Annotated in this window: 23 protein-coding genes; 15 read left to right on the forward strand and 8 right to left on the reverse strand. The window is 45.9% G+C overall.

Annotated elements, in window-relative coordinates:
* The first annotated feature begins 15 nt into the window (after window positions 1-15).
* From rpsK to PNUC_RS00465, 7 genes are all read left to right on the forward strand, one after another.
* Complete coding sequence (rpsK, locus tag PNUC_RS00435) at window positions 16-423, forward strand: 30S ribosomal protein S11 (RefSeq protein WP_011901923.1); 408 nt, start codon at window positions 16-18, stop codon at window positions 421-423.
* A 118-nt stretch (window positions 424-541) separates the two neighbouring features.
* A complete protein-coding gene (rpsD, locus tag PNUC_RS00440) occupies window positions 542-1,165 on the forward strand; it encodes a 30S ribosomal protein S4 (protein WP_011901924.1) in 624 nt (207 codons plus the stop codon).
* A gap of 23 nt (window positions 1,166-1,188) precedes the next feature.
* The gene (locus PNUC_RS00445) at window positions 1,189-2,169 is read left to right on the forward strand and encodes a DNA-directed RNA polymerase subunit alpha (RefSeq protein WP_011901925.1); all 981 of its coding nucleotides are present in this window, start codon (window positions 1,189-1,191) and stop codon (window positions 2,167-2,169) included.
* A 16-nt stretch (window positions 2,170-2,185) separates the two neighbouring features.
* On the forward strand, window positions 2,186-2,575 hold the full coding sequence (gene rplQ, locus PNUC_RS00450) for a 50S ribosomal protein L17 (RefSeq protein WP_011901926.1): 390 nt from the start codon (window positions 2,186-2,188) through the stop codon (window positions 2,573-2,575).
* 75 nt (window positions 2,576-2,650) lie between these two features.
* Window positions 2,651-3,001: a divalent-cation tolerance protein CutA gene (cutA, locus tag PNUC_RS00455; protein ID WP_011901927.1), complete on the forward strand. Its 351-nt coding sequence runs from the start codon at window positions 2,651-2,653 to the stop codon at window positions 2,999-3,001.
* 2 nt (window positions 3,002-3,003) lie between these two features.
* Window positions 3,004-4,674, forward strand: coding sequence for a protein-disulfide reductase DsbD (gene dsbD, locus PNUC_RS00460; RefSeq protein ID WP_223245933.1), 1,671 nt, complete (start codon window positions 3,004-3,006; stop codon window positions 4,672-4,674).
* A 4-nt stretch (window positions 4,675-4,678) separates the two neighbouring features.
* On the forward strand, window positions 4,679-5,173 hold the full coding sequence (locus PNUC_RS00465) for an MOSC domain-containing protein (RefSeq protein WP_011901929.1): 495 nt from the start codon (window positions 4,679-4,681) through the stop codon (window positions 5,171-5,173).
* Here the strand turns inward: PNUC_RS00465 and hemB are convergent.
* Together hemB and yihA are read right to left on the reverse strand one after the other, a co-directional pair.
* On the reverse strand, window positions 5,162-6,187 hold the full coding sequence (hemB, locus tag PNUC_RS00470; RefSeq protein ID WP_011901930.1) for a porphobilinogen synthase: 1,026 nt from the start codon (window positions 6,185-6,187) through the stop codon (window positions 5,162-5,164). The genes PNUC_RS00465 and hemB overlap by 12 nt on opposite strands.
* Complete coding sequence (yihA, locus tag PNUC_RS00475; RefSeq protein WP_011901931.1) at window positions 6,165-6,830, reverse strand: ribosome biogenesis GTP-binding protein YihA/YsxC; 666 nt, start codon at window positions 6,828-6,830, stop codon at window positions 6,165-6,167. Before yihA ends, hemB begins: the two co-directional genes overlap by 23 nt.
* 115 nt (window positions 6,831-6,945) lie before the next feature.
* Between yihA and PNUC_RS00480 the strand changes: the two genes are divergently transcribed.
* Window positions 6,946-7,686 (forward strand): c-type cytochrome, encoded by a 741-nt coding sequence (locus PNUC_RS00480; protein WP_011901932.1) that lies wholly within the window; start codon window positions 6,946-6,948, stop codon window positions 7,684-7,686.
* A 91-nt stretch (window positions 7,687-7,777) separates the two neighbouring features.
* Here PNUC_RS00480 and lysA read toward each other — a convergent pair whose 3' ends face one another.
* Window positions 7,778-9,076: a diaminopimelate decarboxylase gene (lysA, locus tag PNUC_RS00485; protein ID WP_011901933.1), complete on the reverse strand. Its 1,299-nt coding sequence runs from the start codon at window positions 9,074-9,076 to the stop codon at window positions 7,778-7,780.
* Window positions 9,073-9,267, reverse strand: a complete 195-nt coding sequence (gene lptM / locus PNUC_RS11190) for an LPS translocon maturation chaperone LptM (RefSeq protein ID WP_071540177.1) — start codon at window positions 9,265-9,267, stop codon at window positions 9,073-9,075. Before lptM ends, lysA begins: the two co-directional genes overlap by 4 nt.
* Before the next feature lie 47 nt (window positions 9,268-9,314).
* Here lptM and cyaY point away from each other — a divergent pair, with 47 nt between their 5' ends.
* Complete coding sequence (gene cyaY, locus PNUC_RS00490) at window positions 9,315-9,695, forward strand: iron donor protein CyaY (protein WP_011901934.1); 381 nt, start codon at window positions 9,315-9,317, stop codon at window positions 9,693-9,695.
* A 16-nt stretch (window positions 9,696-9,711) separates the two neighbouring features.
* On the opposite strand, the gene aroB is transcribed toward cyaY, so the two are convergent.
* The 4 genes from aroB to PNUC_RS00510 are packed head-to-tail and all read right to left on the reverse strand — an operon-like array spanning window position 9,712 to window position 13,150.
* On the reverse strand, window positions 9,712-10,794 hold the full coding sequence (gene aroB / locus PNUC_RS00495) for a 3-dehydroquinate synthase (protein ID WP_174249833.1): 1,083 nt from the start codon (window positions 10,792-10,794) through the stop codon (window positions 9,712-9,714).
* Between the two features lie 8 nt (window positions 10,795-10,802).
* Complete coding sequence (locus PNUC_RS00500; protein WP_071540178.1) at window positions 10,803-11,327, reverse strand: shikimate kinase; 525 nt, start codon at window positions 11,325-11,327, stop codon at window positions 10,803-10,805.
* Window positions 11,328-11,339: 12 nt separating this feature from the next.
* Complete coding sequence (locus PNUC_RS00505; RefSeq protein WP_143070007.1) at window positions 11,340-12,440, reverse strand: secretin and TonB N-terminal domain-containing protein; 1,101 nt, start codon at window positions 12,438-12,440, stop codon at window positions 11,340-11,342.
* Window positions 12,441-12,457: 17 nt separating this feature from the next.
* Window positions 12,458-13,150 carry a hypothetical protein gene (locus PNUC_RS00510; RefSeq protein WP_011901938.1) on the reverse strand — a complete coding sequence of 231 codons (693 nt, stop codon included), beginning with the start codon at window positions 13,148-13,150 and terminating at the stop codon, window positions 12,458-12,460.
* Window positions 13,151-13,291: 141 nt separating this feature from the next.
* On the opposite strand from PNUC_RS00510, the gene PNUC_RS00515 reads away from it, so the two are divergent.
* The 6 genes from PNUC_RS00515 to mlaE all read left to right on the forward strand — a co-directional run bounded on the left by PNUC_RS00515 (window position 13,292) and on the right by mlaE (window position 24,444).
* Window positions 13,292-15,628, forward strand: a complete 2,337-nt coding sequence (locus PNUC_RS00515) for a penicillin-binding protein 1A (protein WP_011901939.1) — start codon at window positions 13,292-13,294, stop codon at window positions 15,626-15,628.
* A 12-nt stretch (window positions 15,629-15,640) separates the two neighbouring features.
* On the forward strand, window positions 15,641-16,345 hold the full coding sequence (locus PNUC_RS00520) for a transposase (RefSeq protein WP_011901940.1): 705 nt from the start codon (window positions 15,641-15,643) through the stop codon (window positions 16,343-16,345).
* Between the two features lie 195 nt (window positions 16,346-16,540).
* Entirely contained in the window at window positions 16,541-21,286 is a 4,746-nt protein-coding gene (locus tag PNUC_RS00525; protein ID WP_011901941.1) for a glutamate synthase-related protein, read from the forward strand.
* Between the two features lie 38 nt (window positions 21,287-21,324).
* Window positions 21,325-22,788, forward strand: a complete 1,464-nt coding sequence (locus tag PNUC_RS00530) for a glutamate synthase subunit beta (protein ID WP_011901942.1) — start codon at window positions 21,325-21,327, stop codon at window positions 22,786-22,788.
* A gap of 10 nt (window positions 22,789-22,798) precedes the next feature.
* Window positions 22,799-23,647, forward strand: coding sequence for an ABC transporter ATP-binding protein (locus tag PNUC_RS00535; RefSeq protein ID WP_011901943.1), 849 nt, complete (start codon window positions 22,799-22,801; stop codon window positions 23,645-23,647).
* The gene (gene mlaE / locus PNUC_RS00540; RefSeq protein WP_011901944.1) at window positions 23,647-24,444 is read left to right on the forward strand and encodes a lipid asymmetry maintenance ABC transporter permease subunit MlaE; all 798 of its coding nucleotides are present in this window, start codon (window positions 23,647-23,649) and stop codon (window positions 24,442-24,444) included. The genes PNUC_RS00535 and mlaE overlap by 1 nt, the downstream gene beginning before the upstream one ends.
* The last annotated feature ends 3 nt before the right edge of the window (window positions 24,445-24,447 follow it).

Here is a 24,447-nt window from a genome sequence, read left to right on the forward strand (position 1 = left end):
AGAAAGTTTATTGACATGGCAAAACAACAATCCGCTTCCGCCGCTTCACAGCGCGCTCGTAAGAAGGTTAAAAAGAACGTTGCTGACGGTATTGCACACGTTCATGCTTCTTTTAATAACACCATCATTACGATCACTGATCGTCAAGGAAATGCGCTTTCTTGGGCAACTTCTGGCGGCCAGGGCTTCAAGGGCTCACGTAAATCAACACCTTTTGCTGCTCAGGTAGCTGCGGAAGTTGCTGGTAAAGCTGCCGTTGAATGCGGTATTAAGAACTTGGAAGTTCAGATCAAAGGCCCAGGCCCAGGTCGTGAATCAGCAGTTCGTGCATTGAACTCATTGGGCATCAAGATCACTGAGATTCAAGACGTAACTCCAGTTCCACACAATGGTTGCCGTCCTCCTAAGCGTCGTCGTATCTAAGCTTGGAAGTTGGCAGTACAACAGTTTTAGTAGTTTTTTATTAAAGCCCACTGTTCGCCTGATTTAAAGGGCGAACTCACCGTCGGTCGCAAGACTGCGGCAAAGAAAGGAAAGCATCGTGGCACGTTACTTAGGGCCTAAGGCCAAATTAGCACGTCGGGAAGGTACCGACTTATTTTTAAAGAGCGCACGTCGCGCCCTGTCAGACAAGTGCAAGTTAGATACTAAGCCTGGTCAACATGGCCGTACATCTGGCTCAAGAACATCTGATTACGGTAATCAATTGCGTGAAAAGCAAAAGGTTAAGCGTATCTATGGCGTATTAGAGCGTCAATTCCGTCGTTACTTCGCAGAAGCTGAGCGTCGTAAGGGCAATACTGGTGAAACATTGCTCCAGTTGCTAGAGTCACGTTTAGACAATGTGGTTTATCGCATGGGCTTTGGTTCAACACGCGCTGAAGCACGTCAGTTGGTTTCTCACTGTGCAATTTTGCTCAATGGTAGCCCTGTCAATATCCCATCTATTCAGGTTAAACCGGGTGATGTAGTTGCTATTCGTGAAAAAGCGAAGAAGCAAGCGCGTATCACTGAATCACTCAACTTGGTTGGACAAATGGCAGCTGTTACTTGGGTTTCAGTTGACGCAGCTAAGCTCGAGGGAACATTTAAGCAAGTGCCTGACCGCGAAGATATTAGCGGTGAAATTAATGAAAGTTTGATCGTCGAATTGTATTCACGCTAATTAGGCACTCTCAAGGAAAAAATATGCAAACAAATTTGCTCAAGCCAAAGATTATTTCTGTTGAAGCGCTTACCGCCAACCAAGCTAAGGTTGTTATGGAGCCGTTCGAGCGTGGCTATGGCCACACACTCGGAAATGCATTACGTCGCGTACTCTTGTCCTCAATGGTTGGTTATGCGCCAACTGAAGTTGCTATTGCTGGAGTTGTTCATGAGTACTCCACTTTGGACGGCGTTCAAGAGGACGTAGTTAACCTCTTATTGAACCTCAAAGGTATCGTATTTAAGTTGCAATCACGCGATGAAGTTACTATCAATTTGCGTAAAGAAGGCCCAGGCGTTGTTACAGCAAAAGATATCGACTTGCCACATGATGTAGAAATCATGAATCCTGATCATGTAATCGCCCATTTGTCAGCTGGTGGCAAATTGGATATGCAGATCAAGGTTGAAAAAGGCCGCGGCTATGTTCCAGGTAACGTACGTCAATACAACGACGAAACTACTAAAATTATTGGCCGCATCGTTTTAGATGCATCATTTAGCCCGGTTAGCCGTGTTAGCTATGCTGTTGAATCTGCCCGTGTTGAGCAACGTACCGACCTCGATCGTTTAGTAATGACTATCGAAACAAACGGTGTGTTGTCTCCTGAAGAAGCAATTCGTCAAGCAGCTAGTATTTTGGTTGATCAATTAGTAGTATTCGCAGCTCTTGAGAGCAGCGAAGTTTCTGGCGATCTCGCACCAAGCCGCTCTTCAATGGTTGATCCAATGTTGATGCGTCCGGTTGATGATCTCGAGCTCACAGTTCGCTCTGCAAACTGCTTGAAGGCTGAGAACATTTACTACATCGGTGACTTGATTCAACGTACTGAGAATGAATTGTTGAAGACGCCTAATCTAGGTCGCAAGTCTTTGAATGAAATCAAAGATGTATTAGCGGCTCGTGGCTTAAGTCTTGGCATGAAACTCGAAAGCTGGCCTCCAGCTAACCTCGAGAAATAATTAGAAAGGAAGCATCATGCGTCACGGAAACGGCTTACGCAAACTAAACAGAACTTCATCACATCGCTTGGCGATGCTGCGCAACATGTCTAATTCTCTTTTGGAGCACGAAGTCATTAAAACGACTTTGCCAAAAGCAAAAGAATTGCGCATGGTTGTTGAGCCTTTGATTACCTTAGGTAAAAAAGATAACTTAGCAAATCGTCGCCTAGCATTCAATCGCACACGTGATCGCGATATCGTGACCAAGCTCTTTACAGAACTCGGCCCACGTTATGCAACACGTCCAGGGGGCTACCTTCGTATTTTGAAGTTTGGCTTCCGTCATGGAGACAATGCGCCAATGGCTTTGGTTGAGTTGGTTGATCGTCCAGAAGTTGAAGAAACAGCAGTTGTAGCTGAATAGGCTTAAATCTCGCAGTTACGGTAAAAAGCTAGGCTTCGGTCTGGCTTTTTTCATTTATCAGGTTATAAATACAGAATGCCCCAAACCCCTCAAGACAATTTAGATGCCATGCTGCTGGTGATTACAAGCCTGCCTAGTGTGGACACGGCTAAAGCACTGGCCAAGGATTTAATTGAGTCCCGCCTGGCTGCATGTGTGCAGCTACAGGAGGGTATTCAGTCTCTGTACCGCTGGGAAGGCAAAATTTGCGAAGCGCAAGAGGTTCTTTTGTCCGCTAAAACGATGGCGACCAAATGGGCTGAAATCTCCGCTTTTATTCAAGATAAGCATCCATACGAACTACCTGAGATCCTGGCTTTTTCCCCAGAGCAGTATGAATATCAGTACGGCAAATGGGCGAAGTCTGAGGTAAATTCGAAGTCATGAGAATGCAATCCTTTTTAAAAACTGCTATCGCATTACTTCTGCTGTTCGCAGCCCAAGTATTTGCTGCAACTGATTTCCTGCCACCCGAAAAAGCTTTTAAGGCTGAAGCAACTTGGCTTGAAAATTCCAATCAAATTGAAATCGAGTTCTTACCCAGCAAGGGCTATTACATTTATCAAGAATCCCTGAAATTCCAGGCGGGGACTGATGTGGGCAAATTGTCCAGTGTGAAGCCATCCTTACCCGCAGGCATCGAAAAGTTTGACGAAACTTTTCAGAAAAAATTACAAATCTATAAGCAGCCATTTCTTGTTTCATTGGAGATAAAGCCCATTGCTGGTAAGCCTGTTCTTGTTGAAGTGACTTTACAAGGCTGTGCAGAAGCTGGTATCTGCTATCCGCCAATGACCTTGAAGTTCTTGCTGGCAGGACCAGGAGTAAAGGCTGCACCCATTCCTGATGCGCTTGATGGCACTCAAGGAGTGGTATCTCAAGACCAAGAAGAATTTAGCCTATCCAATCTTTGGAGAGAGCGGGACAACGTTAATGCCATTGGTCGTTTTTTAGAAAACACCTCCACAACATATTTATTTCTAGCATTTTTTGTTTTGGGCCTCGCTTTAGCGTTTACACCTTGTGTTTTGCCTATGCTACCTATTTTGTCGAGTGTCATCTTTGGGGTTCAAGACGGTAAAGCAGTTTCTAGGGCTCGTGCAAGCCTATTGGCGCTCTCTTACGTGTTGGGTATGGCATTGGTATACGCCTTAGCGGGCGTCTTGATGGCAGCCTTAGGAGGCAGCGTTCAAAGGGCGCTACAAAGCCCCCTTGCTTTAGGCGCATTCGCTTTACTGTTGTTGGCCCTCTCGGGCAGCTTATTTGGTCTCTATGACTTACGTTTGCCCCAGTCTTGGCATCATCATGTGGATAGGCTGGCTGGGCGTCATCAAGGGGGAAGCGTCTTCGGGGCATTTGCTTTAGGGGGGATCTCTACCTTGGTAGCAAGCCCCTGCATTACCGCCCCCTTGGCAGGAGTCCTCGCTTTTATTGCACAAACAGGCTCCATGAGTTTAGGTGCAGGCTTACTCTTTGTGATGGCGCTTGGTATGGGCTTACCACTTCTTTTCATCGCCATAGAGGCGCGAATCTTAATACCATCGACTGGAATTTGGATGGTGTGGTTACAGCGAACTTTAGGGGTGCTATTGGTCGCAACAGCCGCCTGGATTGCTTCACCTTTGATGCAGAAAAACACTGGCATTGATGCGGTGAGCGTTGTCAATGGGCAAAAAGAACGTCACGTCGGAGAACTTTCTTTTGCGGTAATTTATTCACCAGCAGAGTTAGATGTGCAATTGAATAAGGCAAAACAAGAGAACAAATTAGTCTTGTTAGATTTTTATGCGGACTGGTGCATTAGTTGCAAAGAGATGGAAGTGAATACTTTTACAAATGCAGAGGTCAGCAAGGAATTAAAGCAATTTGTTTTGTTGCAGGCGGATGTCACAGCAAACAGCCCGGAGAATCAAGCGCTTCTCAAGCGCTATGGGCTTTATGGACCCCCTGGTATTTTGATTTTTACTCAAAATTCTGAGGAACTAAAAGCCCTGCGGATCATTGGTTATATGCCTCCACAGCGTTTTCTTGAGCAATTACAGAAAATAGTACGCAATTAAATCGATGGTCAGAATCTCGGCCATTTTTATTGCTACTAATGCTGGCGAACCTATGATTCAAAAGAGTAGCGCGAGAATATTTCCCAAACTTGGCCTTGATGGAGACCGTTATGCACTTGGTTTGGGGGCATATTCAAAAGCAGTGCCAACAAAGACAAGAGACGTGTCGCTCATTGCGCGAGAAGGGATTGATGCGGCAAATCGGAAGTTAAAGTTATTGGGTCTAGAGGAGTTTCTGGACAATGAAACCCGAAGAAATATTGTGATTGAAGGACTCAGTTCGCAAGAGTTAAACAAATTGGTCAACCAAGAATTTTATTTGGGAGGCCTAAGGTTTAAGGCAACAGAGTTATGTATTCCTTGTGAGCGCCCATCAAAACTTGCCAAGAAAAATGATTTCCTCAAGGCGTTTGAGGGTAGGGGAGGAATCCGGGCTCAAATCTTGGAAGCAGGCGAAATCAAGCTTGGTGATCGCCTGAGTAAAACCCTAGCTATTTGACCGAATTAATCTGGCTGCATCTAGAGCAAAGTAGGTCAAAACGCCATCAGCCCCTGCGCGTTTAAAGGCGATTAGAGATTCCATCATGACTGCATCGTGATCAAGCCACCCATTTTGTGCGGCAGCTTTAAGCATGGCGTATTCACCGCTGACTTGGTAGGCATAAGTGGGGTAATCAAACTCTTCCCTCACTCTACGTACGATATCTAAATAAGGCATACCCGGCTTGACCATCACCATATCGGCACCTTCGCTGATATCGAGCGCTACTTCACGCAAGGCTTCATCGCCGTTAGCACAATCCATTTGATACGTTTTTTTATCTGCCTTACCTAAATTTTTGGAAGACCCTACTGCATCACGAAATGGACCATAAAACGCGGAGGCATATTTAGCTGAATAAGCCATGATGCGAGTGTGAATTAAATTCTTTTGTTCAAGGGCCTCACGAATTTTTCCAATGCGACCATCCATCATGTCTGAGGGTGCAACGATGTCGACACCAGCTTGCGCTTGAGCAATTGCTTGTTGAACCAAAATAGCGGTCGTCTCATCATTCAAAATGCGACCTTGATCATCCAGTACTCCATCTTGGCCATGGCTGGTGTAGGGATCGAGCGCGACATCGGTCATGATGCCTAAATTGGGGAATCGTTTTTTGAGCTCTCGAACAGCAGTTGGAATGAGGCCATTTGCGTTAAAAGCTTCTTTGCCATCAGCTGTTTTTAAGGCAGCATCAATCACAGGGAAAAGTGCCAATACTGGTATGCCCAAATCAACACATTCTTGAGCAACTGGAATTAATAGATCTAAGGAAACGCGATTGACTCCTGGCATAGAGGCAACAGCTTGCGATTGCCCGGACCCTTCCAGTAGAAATACTGGATAAATAAGATCGCTTGCAGACACACTGTTTTCTTGCATCAGGCGACGAGACCAATCATCTCGGCGCATACGGCGAGGGCGGTGAGCCGGGAAGTTCAATAAAGAATTAGCTGGTGATTTCGTCTTCATGGGTTTCTGCTTCAAATAGCCATTTAATAATTAAATTATCTGCTTCTTCCAAACCAATGCGCTTGGTGCTGGAGAATAATTGTGCCGTAAGCTGCTGAGATTCGCCTGTGCCATCGGGTAATGCAGGGTCATATTGTTGTAATTGCTTGCGAACATCCTCAAGCGCATGCTTACACTCACTTTTATTCAGTTTGTCGCATTTGCTGAGCAATATATGGATAGGCTTGCCCGTTGGCACGAACCATTGAATCATTTGTTCGTCTAGTTCGGTTATGCCGCGCCTGGCATCAACAATTAGAACCATGCCGACCAGTTGCTCACGCTCTTGTAAATAGTCGCTTAGAAGGGCATTCCAGTGGTATTTGGTCTCATGATTGACCGCAGCGTAGCCATAGCCTGGTAAATCCACCAAATAGGCCAAAAGATCATCTTTTGCAAAAATCCCAAAATAGTTAATATGTTGGGTGCGTCCTGGGGTTTTACTGGCAAAAGCGAGCCTTTTTTGGTTGCAAAGGACGTTAAGTGCGCTAGATTTACCCGCATTTGAGCGTCCAGCAAAGGCAACCTCACGCAGCGGAGTGGCAGGTAGGCAATGGGTGTCATTGACTGTTGTGGCGAATCGGGCTTGAAAGAGTTTAGACATGTCCAGAAGCTATTGTAAAATCACGCAAAATCATGAAATATCTCATGGTGTTGGGTAAAAAGGTTGTAAATGCAGGGCCCAAACACTTTTAGGAATTTTTGCCAAGGTAAACATAATGCGTCAAACCTCCCAAATCTCCAAATTCACTAGCTTGCGTGCTGGTTTTGCAGCGATCTCTATTTTCGCTCTCACTAGCATTTCTGGTCTAGCTATCGCCAATGATGCGCCTGCTGCTGCACCAGCTGCAGAGGCTCCAGCAGCAGAGGCCAAGCCAGTCGTACCGGGCAAGCCAAAGGCTGATCCTGCCGCTGGTGAAGCCTTATATTCTGCGGGTGATGCAACTCGTGGCGTGACCGCTTGTATTACTTGCCATGGACCTAAAGGTCAAAGTGCAGTAGGTACATGGCCTAAGCTTTCTGCGCAGCATGCTGCTTACATCACTAAGCAATTGAAAAATTTCAAAGAAGGTACGCGCGCTAATGCAGTGATGATGGGTATGGCTGCCACTTTGACTGAACAAGACATGATCAATATTTCATCTTTCTTGGTAAAGCAACCAGCTTCACAAGGAGTGGCTCAAAACAAAGACACTATTGAGCTGGGTCAAAGTATTTATCGTGGTGGTATTGCCTCTAAAGCTGTTCCGGCTTGCGCGGCTTGCCATAGTCCTAATGGTGCTGGCCTTCCTTCGCAATATCCACGCTTAGGCGGTCAGTGGGCTGACTACACCTATGCACAGTTAGTAGCATTTAGTAATGGCACTCGCAAGAACGGCCCAATGATGACTACGATTGCTGGCAAGATGTCAGATGCAGAAATGAAAGCAGTTTCTGACTATATCGCCGGATTGCATTAAGAATTAATTCTAGTTTTCAAATAAAAACCCCGCCTATGTAGCGGGGTTTTTATTTGTCTAAAACCTTGAAACGTTGCTAAGAAGTTTTGATTTACTTAGGCAAAACTGCTTCACTAGCAAATAGATCGGAAGTGTTTTCACGTGCACGAATGACGTAGGCATTTTTTCCGTCAACTATGATCTCCGCTGGCTTTGGGCGCGTGTTGTAATTCGATGCCATCACAAAACCATAAGCGCCAGCCGAGAGAATTGCCAGTAGATCACCTTCTTCAACAGCAAGGTGACGATCTCTTCCCAGCCAATCGCCTGATTCACAAACAGGCCCCACAACGTCGTAGGTTAAGGCTTTTGCTTGCTTGGCTTGTACTGGAACAATGCCGTGGTGGGCCTCGTAAAGCGCTGGACGCATCAATTCCGTCATTGCAGCATCAACAATGCAAAAGTTTTTTTCAGCACCAGGTTTAAGGTATTCCACAGTGGTGAGAAGCACGCCAGCATTTCCTACTAAGGAACGGCCTGGTTCTAGCACAACGTCAAGATGGCCAAACCCCCGTTCAGCAACGCGATTTAATAAGGTATCCGTAAAGTCAGTGATATCAGGCGGAGTTTCATCGCTATAAGAAATGCCGAGACCACCACCCAAATCGAGGTGATGAATAACGATGCCCTCTTTCTTAAGCTGAGCAACTAGGTCTAATACTTTATCGAGCGCATCTAAGTAAGGCGCTGTCGTGGTAATTTGTGAGCCGATATGACAATCAATCCCAACCACATCAATTTGAGCAAGTTGCGATGCCTCACGATAAGTCTTGAGTACTTCGTGATAGGCAATACCAAATTTATTACCCTTTAAGCCTGTGGAAATATAGGGGTGGGTCTGCGCATCAACATCGGGATTAACACGTAATGAAATGGGCGCACGCAGTCCAAGTTCAGTGGCAACGCGATTAATTTTATGGAGTTCAGCAATCGACTCCACGTTGATGCATTTGACTCCAGCCTTCAGGGCTTCAGCAATTTCTTTGGCAGATTTTCCAACGCCAGCGAACACTAAACTTTTTGGATCAGCCCCAATAGCTAATGCTCTTGCTAACTCACCACCGCTAACCAAATCAAAGCCTGCCCCGAGTTCTTTAAAACAATTAATTACTGCTAAGTTGCTATTGGCTTTCATTGCGTAATGAATCCTCGCGCGACGTTTACCTTGTTTATCAACGCATGCTTTGTCATACGCTTGATAGGCTTTACTTAAAGCGCTTTTGCTATATACATAAAGTGGAGTGCCAAACTCTCTGGCTAAATCTGCTAGCGCAATATCCTCGGCGTACCAATTGCCGTTACGCTCACTAAAGCCAGTTAGCGAAGGGAGTGGAATTGCTTTACTTATCATTGCTTTGCCGATGAGGGGTTGCTGGTTGGAGCAGGTGATTGGGGCGGATAGAGCTTGCCTTTAGGTTCCGGCTCATTTGGAGGCGGCGGAACAGCTGGCACATTTGGCATATATAGCGGTCCTCTAACCCCACACCCCACAAGGGATATTAGGAGGCCAATACTGAGGGCTTTAGTAAGAGTCGCTATCATGAATGTCTCTAAAACGAATGATTGAATATAGCATGCAGGACTCTGTTATGAATCCAAATAATTCAGCTGTAGAAACTATTGACGATAAGCAGTTTTACCAACTAGGAAGCAATTTATTGCATTCTATTGAGGTGGCTCTAGAGTCTGCTGATGATGAGCTGGATCTTGATCTAGACGTGGAACGTCAGGGGGGTAACGTCATCAATATTCGCTTTAGAGATAAAAGCGTCATCGTGGTCAATACACAGCCCCCTCTGCATGAAATCTGGGTGGCAGCTAAGTCCGGCGGTTATCACTATCGCTGGGCCGGCACCTTGGCGCAACCTTTATGGCTAGATACTAAAACCGGCAAAGAACTTCTCAGTGATCTATCTGAGTTTGCGAGTACGCAAGCCGGACAGCCAATCAAGATTGAGTTAATGAAATAAATGATTCAGACAGGGCTTAAGCTGCACCAGTAGCGCTCAGCGTTTCTTTGACAAGTGCGTCTGGAGCACTTTCAATTTGGGCTTTTCCTATTTTTTCAAGAATCACATAGCGAATTTGGCCGCCCTCAGTTTTTTTATCCACTTGCATGAGTTCCATGTAACGTTTCACACCAAACTTTGGGGGAACAATAGGCAGGTTCATGGAGTGAATAATCTTTGTTAGGCGTTCAACATCAGCTTTGCTAATGCGTTTAAGGCGGCACGATAAGTCTGCACCGAGCACCATGCCGCAACCAACTGCTTCACCATGTAGCCACTCGCCGTAACCCATGCCAGCTTCAATCGCGTGACCAAAGGTATGGCCAAAGTTCAGAGTAGCGCGAATACCACCCTCTCTCTCATCTGCAGAGACAACGGCTGATTTAATTTCGCATGAACGCAATACTGCATGCCCCATTGCGTCAGTGTCACAAGCAAGTAGCGCCTTTGCATTGGCTTCGATCCAATCTAGGAATTGGGCATCAGCGATAGCCCCATGCTTTACAACCTCTGCAAGGCCGGCTGAAAGTTCACGTGGTGGTAAGGTCTTCAGGGTGTTGAGATCGGCAATCACAGCCACGGGCTGATGAAAGGCGCCAATCATATTTTTCCCAAGGGGGTGGTTAATGCCTGTTTTACCGCCGACAGAAGAATCTACCTGAGCTAGTAGCGTGGTCGGCACCTGAATAAAGCGAATGCCGCGCATAAAGCTGGCTGCTGCAAAACCGGTCATATCCCCAATAACGCCTCCGCCTAGGGCAACCAGCATGGTTTGACGATCTGCGCCGAATTTCAATAGATCATCAAAAATGAGCTGCAGATTTTTCCAATCCTTATATGACTCCCCATCAGGTAGCGCAATGATTCTGACGGGCTTGCCAAACTTTTCTAATGTTTTAGTAAGTCTCTCTGAGTAAAGGGGTGCGACTGTAGTATTAGTGACTATGTAGATCGAAGTCGCTTTTTCACAGGCATTAAACAGCTCAGGTTGATCGATTAAATCTGTGCCGATATAAATCGGATAGCTACGATTACCAAGATCAACTTCAAGTGTTTTCATCATTGTTTTCAGTTAGAAAGTTCAAGCTGCATTATTAAGGTGTTGACCAGTTGATTGACGCTAGGCTTGCCTGTTTCAATAACGTGATCAGCTATTTCGCGATAGAGAGGATCGCGAATAGCGTATAAATTCTCTAAAATTTTCTTGGCATCACCATTGCGAAGGAGGGGGCGACCTTCACCCCCCTTAGTGCGATGCCACAGTTCAAGCGGATTTGCATGCAAGTAAATGACTGTCCCACCTTCGCTGAGCGCCTGCCGATTTTCCGGTAATAGAACTGCGCCACCGCCAGTCGCTAAAATAATATTTTTTTCGTTGGTGGCCTCACGAATAGCCTGAGCCTCACGCTTGCGAAAACCTTCTTCGCCTTCCATTTCGAAGATAACGGGAATTTTTACCCCGCAACGTTCCTCGATAATATGATCGGCATCCAAAAAGCGACGCCCCAATTTCTTTGCAAGAACCTTTCCAACGGTCGACTTACCGGCGCCCATGAGGCCGATAAGGAAGATATTGTTAGTCTGAGAGTTCACCTCTCGATTTTATTAGTGTTTATCTAGAACGGTGGGAGTTAGGAAGACAAGTAGTTCAGTTTTGTCCTTCAACTTCGATTTATGGCGAAATAAATGGCCAAATAAGGGGATATCCCCCAAAAGAGGGATTTTGACTTCATCCTCTCTTTCAGTGGTCTGGTAAATGCCGCCAATAATGGCGGTTCCACCGTTTTCTACGGTGACTTCCGAGCTAAGGCTTTTGGTATCAATGGCATAACCCTGCTCAGTTTTCATGCCAATAGTATCTTTGTTAATACCAACCAACATTGAGATTTTTCCATCAGGATGAATTTTGGGGAGAACCTCCAGGCGCAAATTAGCTTTTCTAAATTGCAATTTGCTACCGTTTTGTGAGGTAGTTTGGTAGGGAAGTTCCGTCCCTTGCTCAATAGTGGCTTTCACTTGATCGCCAGTCATGATTCGCGGATTAGATAGAATCTTGCCTTGTCCTTCGGACTCTAGCGCTGAGAGCTCCATTTGCAAGAGCCGGCTTGCATCTTTAGAAAGCAGGGTTGCGGCAACGGTTGCTGGGTTAAAGCCATTTAAGCCAGCTCCCCCTAAATCTAAGTTAGCGCTTATTTTTTTGTCTGTTCTACTCCCGGCTAAATTTGCCTGCTGACCAATTTTGACACCCAATTCTCGGGCAAAGCGTTCATCGGCTTCAACAATACGAGCCTCGATCAATATTTGACTGGGGCTGTTGATATGGTCTCCGCCAAAAGGAAGGGCAGAGTCTTCCCGGCGGTATTTTTGGAATGCCGCAATTTCAGCATGAGGACCTATCCAATAGATATCGCCATTTCTGACAAGCCTCAAACCCCGGCTTGCAAGAATTGAATGTAAGGCTGTTTGCCAAGGGGTGTTATTGAGATCGACTGAAATTTTGCCTTTGATAGATTCGCTAAGTAAAAAATTGGTATGACCAAGTTTTGCCAAAACCTGCAAGAGTTCAGCAACCTCAATATCAACAAATTGAAGGCTGATAATCGTATCAAAGTGGTCCTGTTTGGGGGTGCTGTCGTTTGCTAAAGTAGTAATAGAAATTCCCAGCATGAGGCTCCAAATACCCAGGATTCTTTGTATTGATTGCATCGTTTTTTTGATCAAGATCACTCGCTTTTTGAGGGCTTCAGAATGAGCGATTTACCTTGGGGGTGAGTGAGTGTGACGGACTCTTTGGAGAAATGATTGAGCACCCAATCCCCTAGTACAAGAGCCCCTTTTTCAACCATCACGCTAGCTTTACCATTATGAAAAAATGCCTGATGAGATCCTCTTGTTTGACTAAAGCCCAAATAACGCCAATTGCGCAATTCAGCTTCATGTGGAATGACTTTGGGCTTGCTAATCGTCTTTGGATTGGTCTTAATTTGCTTTAAAGAGTGAATACTTACTTCCAATAAATCCATTGATGAATATATAGACTCTTCTATTTCTATCAATTCATTTTGCAGAGCAGCCAGTTCCTTTTTAATCTCAGAAATTTGCCTTTGAGAATCAATTTGAGTGGAATCGTTGCTTGATTGGACAGAGTTATAGGCCATTAAAAAAGCGACACCAAGAGCAATATAGGCACCTCCGAAGCCAAGAAGGGGGCCTATTTTTTTAAGGCGCGCAACTGGGTTTTTATCTGCGAACCCCTCAAAATTGGCGGCGGCTTTTGAGGGGCTTGGCTGGTTTAAGGGTGGTGGGTTAGGTGCGCTTCTTTTTCGAATTCCATGTGGATCAGGGATGGCGGGGTCGTCGCCAAGTTCGCTCAAGATAGAGTCAAATGATTGGGGGGAAATATGGCGTGATGGCATCTAGAGATTCTTGGGCTTGGTAGGTTAAAAAACCATCAGGCTCACTTGAATTGATTGTGAGAAAAAAATGTCCCCATATTTTGAAAACAAGGGTTTTGGAGCTTTCGGTGAAATTGCTTAAGCACCCTATAATTTGATCTTATGGCGCTCCCCCCAAAAGACAAGCCGACGTTTAATCAACGTCCAATTCGTCAGCCCGATAGACGGCCTCGGCATTCCCGAGTAGAACCAGACTCGCCTCAGAAAACATCCGGCAGCCCCTTGATCAAGGCTTTGCTAATTATTGGTTTAGCAGCTGCGATCGTCATGACCTTATTACTTGGCTACGCCTTCTTGGTGGCCAAACCCAATCTTCCTAAAATCTCGGCCTTAACTGACTACAACCCAAAAACACCTTTGCGTATTTACACCGCAGATAAAGTTTTAATTGGCGAATTTGGAGAAGAGCGTCGCAAGGTAATTCCTTTAAGTGAAATTCCACTCAGTATGCGCAATGCAGTGCTGGCAATTGAAGATGACCGCTTCTATTCACATGGTGGCGTCGATTATGTCGGGATCCTTAGGGCTACTGTGACTAATTTGAGAGGACATTTGTCCCAAGGGGCTTCAACTATCACCATGCAGGTAGCGAGAAATTTCTTCTTAAGTAATGAGAAGACATTTAGTCGCAAGATTTATGAAGTGCTCTTAGCTTGGGAGATTGAATCTCAACTGACTAAGGATAAGATTCTTGAAATCTATATGAATCAGATTTTCTTGGGGCAAAGAGCATTCGGTTTTTCAAGCGCGGCACAAATTTATTTTGGTAAAGAATTAAAAGACATCACGATTGCTGAGTCAGCTATGTTGGCTGGTTTACCTAAAGCGCCTTCAGCTTACAACCCGGTCACTAACTTCCGTCGTGCCAAGGTTCGCCAAGAGTATATTTTGCAACGCATGCGTGATCTTGGCTATATCAATGCCGAAGAGTATCAAAAAGCACTTGTCGAGGAATTGCATATTCGCGGCCTAGGGAATGAATTTGCAGTTCGCGCTGACTTTCCTGCAGAAATGGTGCGTCAACTCTTGTTTGCTCAGTATGGCGAAGCCATCTACTCCCAGGGGATTGATGTGTACACCACGATTCTGAAAGCAGATCAGGATGCTGCCTATAAGGCGGTCCGTCGCGGCATTTTTGAGTATGACTTGCGCCATGCTTATCGGGGCCCAGAGGGATTTATTGATCTTCCTGACGATCCAGTAAAGCGTCAGCGTGCAATCGATGAAGCTTTATTGGCCTACCCACAATTAGATGATTTGCAGTCTGGAGTGGTATTGGATGTGAAGCCTAAGGAAATGCAGGTCATGATTGCAACCGGAGATACCATTACCCTGAAGGGCGAAGGGATGAAGCTGGCGGCAGCATCTTTAACCGATAGCACCCAACCCAAAAAACGCCTTCGTCCAGGTGCGGTGGTTCGATTGCTTTCCGATGGTGGTGTTTGGAAGTTGGCCCAGCTGCCCCAGGTCGAAGCTGCCTTTGTCTCGATGAATGCTGAATCGGGGGCTATTCTGTCTTTAGTGGGCGGATTTGATTTCCGTCGCAATCAGTTTAATCACGTGACACAAGCCTTGCGCCAACCTGGATCGTCATTCAAGCCCTTTATTTATGCAGCGGCGATTGAAAAAGGCTTTAGTCCTAGCACCATGGTCAATGACGCCCCCCTATCAATTGGCGGCATGGAAACCGGTAGTCAGGCGTGGGAGCCAAAGAACTATGACGGCAAATATGACGGCATGATGCGCTTGCGTAATGCATTAGCTAAATCCAAGAACTTGGTATCGGTGCGCATTATTCGTGCCATAGGCCCTTCTTACACTCAAGAATTTATTCAGCGTTTTGGTTTTGAGCCAGAAAAACATCCGCCTTACCTGACCATGGCTTTGGGGGCAGGTTCAGTAACTCCCTTGCAAATGGCGTCTGCCTATAGTGTGTTTGCCAACGGCGGTTATCGAGTTGATCCGTTCTTAATTGACAAAATGGTGGATTCAAAAGGAACGGTTCTATTTGAGGCTAAACCAGCTAGCGTTGGAAATGGTGCACCTCGTGTATTGGACGCCCGTACAGCATTTGTCATGGATAGCATGTTGCAAGAGGTTACCAAGACCGGAACTGCGGCAAGTGCCCGCGGCAAGTTAGGTCGGACAGACATTGCTGGTAAAACTGGAACAACCAATGAGTCCCATGATGCTTGGTTTGCGGGCTACAACCCTAAAGTGGTTGCCATTGCCTGGATTGGATTTGATAAGCCAGCCAGTTTGGGTGATAAAGAAACGGGCGGAGGTCTAGCCTTACCGATGTGGATTTCATACATGGGAATTGCTTTAAAAGACGTTCCACAAATTTCTCGTGAAGTACCAAGTGGAGTTACGCAAGTCGACGGTGATTGGTTTATTCCAGAATTTGCACCTAATGGTGGAGTGCGCGAACTGCAATAGTTCGTGCTGAATATGGCCCGGCAAGCGCGCACCGTCATTCCTGGCCAGGCGATGCATGTGATGGTTCGGGGCAATAATCGTGAAACACTCTTCTTTGGCGACGAAGACAGAGGCATTTATCTTGAGTGGCTTCGTGAAGCTGCAAGGCTATTTGGGTGTGCTGTTCATGCCTTTGCATTAATGCCCAACCATGTGCATTTATTAATGACGCCTCAAAATGAAGATTCGCTTGCAAAAACAATGCAATCTTTAGGTCGTCGTTATGCTCAATACTTTAATCAACAGCATCAACGTTCAGGAACTATTTGGGAGGGACGCTATCGCTCATCATTAATTGACCCGGATTATTTTTTACGCTGCCAACGGTATATTGAGTTAAATCCAGTCCGGGCTGGATATGAATCAAGCCCTCAGGATTCTGGGTGGACGAGCTTTACAACCCATATTGGCGGAAATGCTGAGCCCTGGCTGGTAGACCATCAGCAATTTTGGAAGTTAGGTAATACGCCTTTTGAGAGGCAAATGAATTGGGCGGCCTTTGTTAAAGAAGGCGCACCCCACTGGGAAGATCGACAAATTACTGAATCTTTAATTCGCTCTAAGCCCTGGGTCAGTGACATTTATGCAAAAAAATTGTTCAAGGACACTCCGGGACTCACGCAAATACGCCATCGTGGCAGACCCAGGAAAATAAGCGCATTAAATTCAGTAACTTAGAGCAATAAACTCTAAAGTGATATTGAGGTGCTTATCTTGAATTTCACGACTCTGTCCCCATATATATAATTCATATTGGTGCGGCATCTAAATAAATGGGACAGACTCATTTTATTTCTGTTGCATCGACATGGGTATTCACCTATATTTGATCTTCCAAAAGTACTCAGGCCTTTGTTGCCACACGGAAATACTATGACTACACAAATTCATTCTGATCTTCGCCCAATCGCTCAAGGTCTATACGACCCACAAAATGAGCATGACGCTTGCGGCGTAGGATTCGTTGCACACATTAAAGGTAAGAAATCTCACGAGATCGTTTCTCAGGGCCTGAAGATTTTAGAAAACTTAGATCACCGGGGAGCGGTTGGCGCCGATCCTTTAATGGGTGATGGTGCTGGTATCTTGATTCAAATTCCGGATATCTTGTATCGCGAAGAAATGGCGAAGCAAGGCGTTCACTTACCCCCGCTTGGTGAATATGGCGTCGGTATGATTTTCTTGCCGAAAGAACATGCATCACGTTTGGCCTGCGAGCAAGAGTTAGAGCGCACAGTACGCTTGGAAGGGCAAGTTGTTTTAGGTTGGAGAGACGTTCCGGTAGATGTAAAACTGCCAATGTCCCCGACAGTACAAATGACTGAGCCATTCATCCGCCAAATCTTTATTGGCCGTGGCCGTGACATCATGACAACTGACGCGCTTGAGCGTAAGTTATATGTCATTCGTAAAACAGCAAGCCATGCCATTCAAGATTTACATCTGAAGCATGGTAAAGAATATTTTGTTGCCTCTATGTCGGCACGCACCATTGTTTATAAGGGTTTGCTGTTAGCTAACCAAGTGGGCGCGTACTACCAAGACTTGCAAGATCCTCGAACAGTCTCAGCGTTGGCATTAGTGCATCAACGCTTCTCAACCAATACCTTCCCAGCTTGGGAGTTGGCTCATCCATACCGCATGATTGCACATAACGGTGAGATTAATACTGTTAAGGGCAACGTCAATTGGGTAAATGCTCGCGAAGGTGCGATTAGCTCACCAGTGTTGGGCGATGACCTACAAAAACTCTGGCCATTGATCTACCCAGGACAGTCTGACACAGCTTGTTTTGACAACTGCTTAGAGTTGTTAGTGATGTCTGGTTATCCGCTAGCGCAAGCCATGATGATGATGATTCCTGAGGCATGGGAACAGCATGCATTGATGGACGACAATCGCCGTGCGTTTTATGAATATCACGCGGCAATGATGGAGCCATGGGATGGCCCTGCTGCGATGGCATTTACTGATGGTCGTCAAATTGGTGCGACTTTAGATCGCAATGGTTTGCGTCCAGCTCGTTACTACGTTACCGATGATGACCTAGTGATCATGGGATCTGAGGCTGGCGTATTGCCAATTCCTGAGAGCAAGATTATTCAAAAATGGCGCTTGCAACCAGGCAAGATGTTCATGATTGATATGGAGCAGGGTCGCATTGTTGATGACGTTGAGCTCAAAAATGCGGTGTCTAAGGCCAAGCCATATAAGAGCTGGATTGATGCGGTTCGCGTCAAGCTAGATGAAGTGGATGCTAGCAAAGCGGATTTGATTGACGAAAAAATAACGATTCGTCCGGCGGCTAAATTATTGGATCGTCAGCAAGCATTTGGCTATACCCAAGAAGACATTAAGTACCTCATGGCACCAATGGCCATGAATGGTGAAGAAGCTATTGGTTCGATGGGTAATGACAGTCCTTTGGCTGTTCTTTCAAATAAGAACAAACCTTTGTATAACTACTTCAAGCAGTTATTTGCTCAGGTAACTAATCCTCCGATTGACTCCATTCGCGAAAACATGGTGATGTCTCTGGTGTCATTCATTGGGCCAAAACCCAATTTATTAGATACCAACAATATCAACCCGCCAATGCGCTTGGAAGTAAGTCAGCCTATTTTGGATTTTGATGACATGACGAAAATTCGTCACATTGATCATTACACCAATGGGAAGTTCCGCTCTTATGAGTTGGATATTTGTTACCCAGCATCTTGGGGTAAGGCGGGTATTGAGGCTCGCCTGGCATCATTGTGTGCGGAAGCTGCCGATGCAGTACGCTCTGGTTACAACATCTTAATCGTCAGCGATCGTCAAGTCGATGAGCAGCATGTAGCGATTCCTGCCTTATTGGCAACTTCTGCTATTCATCAGCATTTAGTTCAAAAAGGTCTGCGCACTAGCGTGGGCCTCGTTGTCGAAACTGGTAGTGCACGCGAGACGCATCACTTTGCGCTCTTGGCTGGTTATGGTGCTGAAGCAGTTCACCCATACCTTGCAATGGAGACATTGTCCGAGATGGCTAAAGGCTTGTCTGGAGATTTATCAGGTGAGAGGGCAGTTAAGAATTTTGTGAAAGCAGTTGGAAAGGGTTTGCAAAAAGTGATGTCCAAAATGGGTATCTCTACTTACATGTCCTATACAGGCTCACAGATTTTTGAAGCCATTGGCCTAAACCACGACATTATTGATCAGTACTTCAAAGGCACTCCGTCCAATGTTGGCGGTATTGGTGTGTTCGAGGTAGCTGAAGAAGCTTTACGTATGCATTCTTCAGCATTCGGTAATGACCCGGTGCTAACTAATATGTTAGATGCTGGTGGTGAGTATGCATTCCGTATTCGTGGTGAAAACCATATGTGGACTCCTGACACAATTGCCAAGCTTCAGCACTCCACACGCATTGGCGCTGAGAAGGGTTATCAGACCTACAAAGAGTACGCCAACATCATCAACGATCAAACTAAGCGTCAAATGACTTTGCGTGGTTTATTTGAATTTAAAGTTGATCCAGCTAAAGCCATTCCACTGGATGAAGTCGAATCAGCAAAAGAAATCGTCAAACGTTTTGCAACGGGTGCGATGTCTTTGGGCTCTATTTCTACTGAAGCTCACGCGACATTGGCAGTTGCCATGAACCGTATTGGTGGTAAGTCCAATACTGGTGAGGGCGGTGAAGATCCAAACCGTTACGTAAATGAACTCAAAGGCATTCCAATCAAGAGGGGTGAGACCTTAGCTAGCATCTTGGGTAGTGATGTCGTTGAAGCCAACATCCCATTATTGGATGGTGATTCATTGCGCTCTAAGATCAAGCAAGTGGCTTCTGGCCGTTTTGGCGTAACTACAGAATATTTGCGTTCTGCAGACCAAATCCAAATCAAGATGGCACAAGGTGCTAAGCCCGGTGAAGGCGGTCAATTACCTGGCGGCAAAGTTTCTGATTACATCGGTAAATTGCGCTTCTCAGTGCCAGGCGTAGGTTTGATTTCTCCTCCTCCGCACCATGATATTTATTCAATCGAAGATATCGCTCAGTTGATTCATGACTTAAAGAACGTCAATCCAAAAGCAGACGTTTCTGTGAAGTTGGTATCTGAAGTGGGCGTGGGTACGATTGCTGCTGGTGTCGCCAAAGCAAAAGCAGATCACGTTGTGATTGCTGGTCACGATGGCGGTACTGGTGCATCACCACTCTCTTCTATCAAGCATGCTGGCTCCCCATGGGAGCTTGGCTTAGCTGAAACACAACAAACATTGGTTCTTAATGGCTTGCGTAGCCGTATTCGCGTTCAAGCTGACGGCCAAATGAAAACAGGTCGTGATGTTGTAATTGGCGCCTTGTTGGGTGCAGATGAATTTGGTTTTGCGACCGCTCCGTTGGTAGTTGAGGGTTGCATCATGATGCGTAAGTGTCATTTGAATACTTGCCCTGTAGGCGTTGCAACTCAAGATCCCGAATTGCGTAAGAAGTTCTCCGGTAAGCCTGAGCATGTCGTGAATTTCTTCTTCTTTATTGCTGAAGAAGCTCGCGAGATCATGGCGCAATTAGGAATTCGTAAGTTTGATGATCTGATTGGCCGCGTTGACTTGTTAGATACCCGTAAAGGGATAGAGAACTGGAAAGTACATGGTTTGGACTTCAGCAAGATCTTTGCTGCTCCACAAGTAGCTGCAGATGTTCCTCGTTACCAAATTCTCACGCAAGATCATGGTCTGGCAAGTGCGCTCGACAATATCTTGATTGAGAAGAGTGAGCCGGCTCTTGAACGTGGTGAAAAAGTATCCTTTATTGTTCCCGTGAAAAACGTGAATCGTACTGTCGGTGCAATGCTTTCTGGTGAAGTGGCTCAGCGTTATGGACATGCTGGCCTGCCAGACGACACTATTCATATTCAATTAAACGGTACTGCTGGACAAAGCTTTGCGGCTTTCTTGGCTCGTGGCATCACCTTGGATTTGGTGGGTGATGGCAACGACTACGTCGGTAAAGGCCTTTCTGGCGGTCGCGTCATTGTGCGAGCTCCGCATGAGTTCCGTGGCGACACTGCTAAGAACATCATTGTTGGCAATACAGTGCTTTACGGCGCTATTGCTGGTGAAGCATTCTTTAATGGTGTAGCCGGTGAGCGTTTTGCAGTTCGTAACTCCGGATCCACAACAGTCGTTGAAGGTACTGGCGATCATGGTTGTGAATACATGACCGGCGGAACTGTCGTGGTTCTGGGTACGACAGGCCGTAACTTCGCTGCTGGTATGAGCGGCGGTATTGCTTATGTTTATGACGAAGATGGCCTCTTTGATAAGCGTTGCAATACCAGCATGGCATCTTTAGAAAAAGTATTGCCTTCTGCAGAACAGATTGCCAAGATGCCTCAATCTGAGTGGCATGCCCCTATTGATGTCAAAGACGGTGGCGAACGCTTGACTGACGAGCAAATTTTGAAGAGCTTGATTGAGCGTCATTTCCGTTACACCGGTTCGGAGCGTGCTAAAGCGCTTTTAGCTGACTGGGAAAATGCCCGCGGTCGTTTTGTAAAAGTACTTCCAACTGAATACAAGCGTGCGCTTGGTGAGTTGTGGGAAAAAGCACAAAAGAAAACGATTGCAGCGTAATTAATACGAACATTAAGAAAAGATACTAAGGATTAGATATGGGTAAGGTCACTGGATTTATGGAGTTTGAGCGTGTCGATGAAACATACGAAGCGCCCGTCAAACGTCTCCACCATTACAAAGAATTCGTAGCCGCACTAACTGATGAAGAGGCAAAAGTTCAGGGTGCGCGTTGCATGGACTGCGGCATTCCATTTTGTAATAACGGTTGCCCTGTCAATAACATCATTCCCGATTTCAATGATTTAGTTTTTCATAATGATTGGAAGAATGCGTTAGATGTACTGCAATCTACGAATAACTTCCCTGAGTTCACTGGCCGTATTTGTCCTGCTCCTTGTGAAGCTGCCTGTACCTTAGGCATTAACCGTGCGCCAGTGGGCATCAAGTCGATTGAGCACGCGATCATTGATAAGGGTTGGGAAAGTGGCTGGGTTAAGCCGCAGCCATCTAAAAGCAAAACAGGTAAAAAAGTGGCTGTTGTCGGCGGTGGCCCAGCAGGCATGGCTGCAGCACAACAGTTGGCGCGTGTTGGCCATGACGTCACTGTCTATGAAAAGAATGATCGTATCGGCGGATTGCTGCGCTATGGTATTCCTGATTTCAAAATGGAAAAGTGGCTCATCGATCGCCGTGTAGAGCAAATGCAGGCCGAAGGTGTGAAATTTGAAACTGGCATTTTTGTTGGAAAAGAAGTGCTTGGTGTAGAGGTAAAAAATTATTCCAAGAAGACCGTGTCCCCTGAACAGTTGATGAAAGATTTTGATGCTGTTGTTATTACGGGTGGCGCTGAGCAACCACGTGATCTTCCGGTGCCGGGTCGCGAATTGTCAGGAGTTCACTACGCTTTAGAGTTTTTAATTCCCCAAAACAAAGAGAATGCTGGCGATTTTAAAAATGAAATCCGCGCAACAGATAAACATGTTGTCGTGATTGGTGGTGGTGATACAGGATCTGATTGTGTTGGAACATCGAATCGTCATGGCGCAACCAAGATTACCCAATTTGAGTTATTGCCCCAGCCACCCGAAGAAGAAAACAAGCCTCTGGTTTGGCCTTATTGGCCAACGAAGTTACGTACTTCCTCATCTCATGAAGAAGGTTGTGATCGCGATTGGTCTGTTGGAACCAAACGTTTCGAAGGTAAAAATGGCAAAGTTGAAAAACTAATTGGCGTTCGTTTGGAGTGGAAAGACGGCAAGATGGCAGAAGTGCCAAACTCAGAATTTGAAATAAAGGCAGATTTAGTGCTTTTGGCAATGGGATTTGTATCCCCAGTTCAACAAGTATTAAACGCATTTGGCGTAGAAAAAGACGCACGCGGTAATGCAAAAGCGACTGTAGACGGTCAAAATGCCTATCAAACCAATGTTTCTAAGGTATTTGCTGCTGGTGACATGCGTCGTGGTCAATCTTTGGTTGTTTGGGCAATACGTGAAGGCCGTCAATGTGCCCGCGCAGTAGATGAGTATTTAATGGGGTCTTCCGTTTTGCCCCGATAATATCGGGGATATGAACAGTCCTCGGCCAGATTCTTTGGATGTAAAAAAACCTCTTGGTGAAGTTGTCGTCTCTATTAATGACGTCAACTTCTCTTACGCTCCTGGCGAGCGACAAATTTTGTCCGGCTTGAATATGGAGTTTCGCCGCGGTCAGGTGGTTGCCGTTATGGGTGGATCTGGTTGTGGCAAAACAACCATTCTCCGTTTGATTGGGGGGCAATTCACTGCTCAGTCCGGTGAGGTGTTATTCGAAGGCCAAGATATTGGCAAGATGAGTGGAAATGAATTGATGGCCGCACGTCGTCGCATGGGTATGCTCTTTCAATTTGGCGCTCTGTTTACAGACTTAAGTGTTTTTGAAAACGTAGCGTTCCCATTGCGCGAACATACTAACTTGAGTGAAGAGCTTTTACGTTCTTTAGTGTTGATGAAGCTCAATGCAGTTGGCTTGCGTGGTGCACGTGACTTAATGCCTTCACAAATCTCTGGTGGCATGGCAAGACGTGTTGCGCTTGCAAGAGCAATCGCTCTTGATCCTCCATTAATCATGTATGACGAGCCCTTTGCTGGTCTCGATCCCATTTCACTTGGAATCACTGCACGATTAATTCGTGATCTAAATAACGCCCTTGGAGCTACTAGTTTATTGGTGACTCACGATGTTGAGGAAACTTTTGAGATTGCAGATTATGTGTACTTTATAGCCAACGGTCGTATTGGTGCGCAGGGTACGCCTGATGAGTTGAGTCAATCAACTGATCCATTTGTAAGACAGTTTTTAGATGCCGCTCCCGATGGCCCAGTTCCCTTTCATTACCCAGGACAAACCTTGGAAGAAGATTTTGGGGTGCGTGTCTAATGAATGCAGTTGGAAAAATTCTCGATTTATTTGGCGACCTTGGATTTTTTATCCGTCGTAATTTAACTAGCCTTGGTCTAGCCGCGCGCATGTTTACTGCGGTCATTTGGCGCTCAGGATTTTTACTCAAACGCCCTCGTTTGGTGATCGATCAAATTTTATTTGTTGGTAATCATTCTTTTGTGATCATTGCAGTATCAGGTTTATTTGTTGGTTTTGTATTGGGTTTGCAAGGTTATTACACCTTGAATCGTTACGGCTCAGAACAGGCCTTGGGCTTATTAGTTGCTTTATCGCTTACGCGTGAATTGGGTCCTGTGATTACTGCCCTCCTTTTTGCTGGCCGTGCAGGAACGTCATTAACAGCCGAAATCGGTTTGATGAAAGCAGGCGAACAGTTGAGCGCAATGGAAATGATGGCTGTTGATCCCTTGGGTCGCGTGATTGCTCCAAGACTTTGGGCTGGCATCATTTCAATGCCTATTTTGGCGACTATATTTACTGCAGTTGGCGTACTTGGCGGTTATTTGGTGGGCGTACCGTTGATTGGCGTTGATTCTGGAGCATTCTGGTCACAAATGCAGGGCGGGGTAGACCTTTTTTCCGATATTGGTAATGGACTCATTAAAAGCTTAGTGTTTGGTGTGGCTGTGACATTTATTGCGCTTTATCAAGGATATGAAGCCAAGCCAACACCTGAGGGTGTGTCGCAGGCAACTACGCGTACTGTCGTGATCTCTTCTTTATCGGTTTTAGCTTTGGATTTCCTGCTAACCGCGATGATGTTCTCAAATTAGAAA

The organism is Polynucleobacter asymbioticus QLW-P1DMWA-1, assembly GCF_000016345.1.
GTDB lineage: Bacteria > Pseudomonadota > Gammaproteobacteria > Burkholderiales > Burkholderiaceae > Polynucleobacter > Polynucleobacter asymbioticus.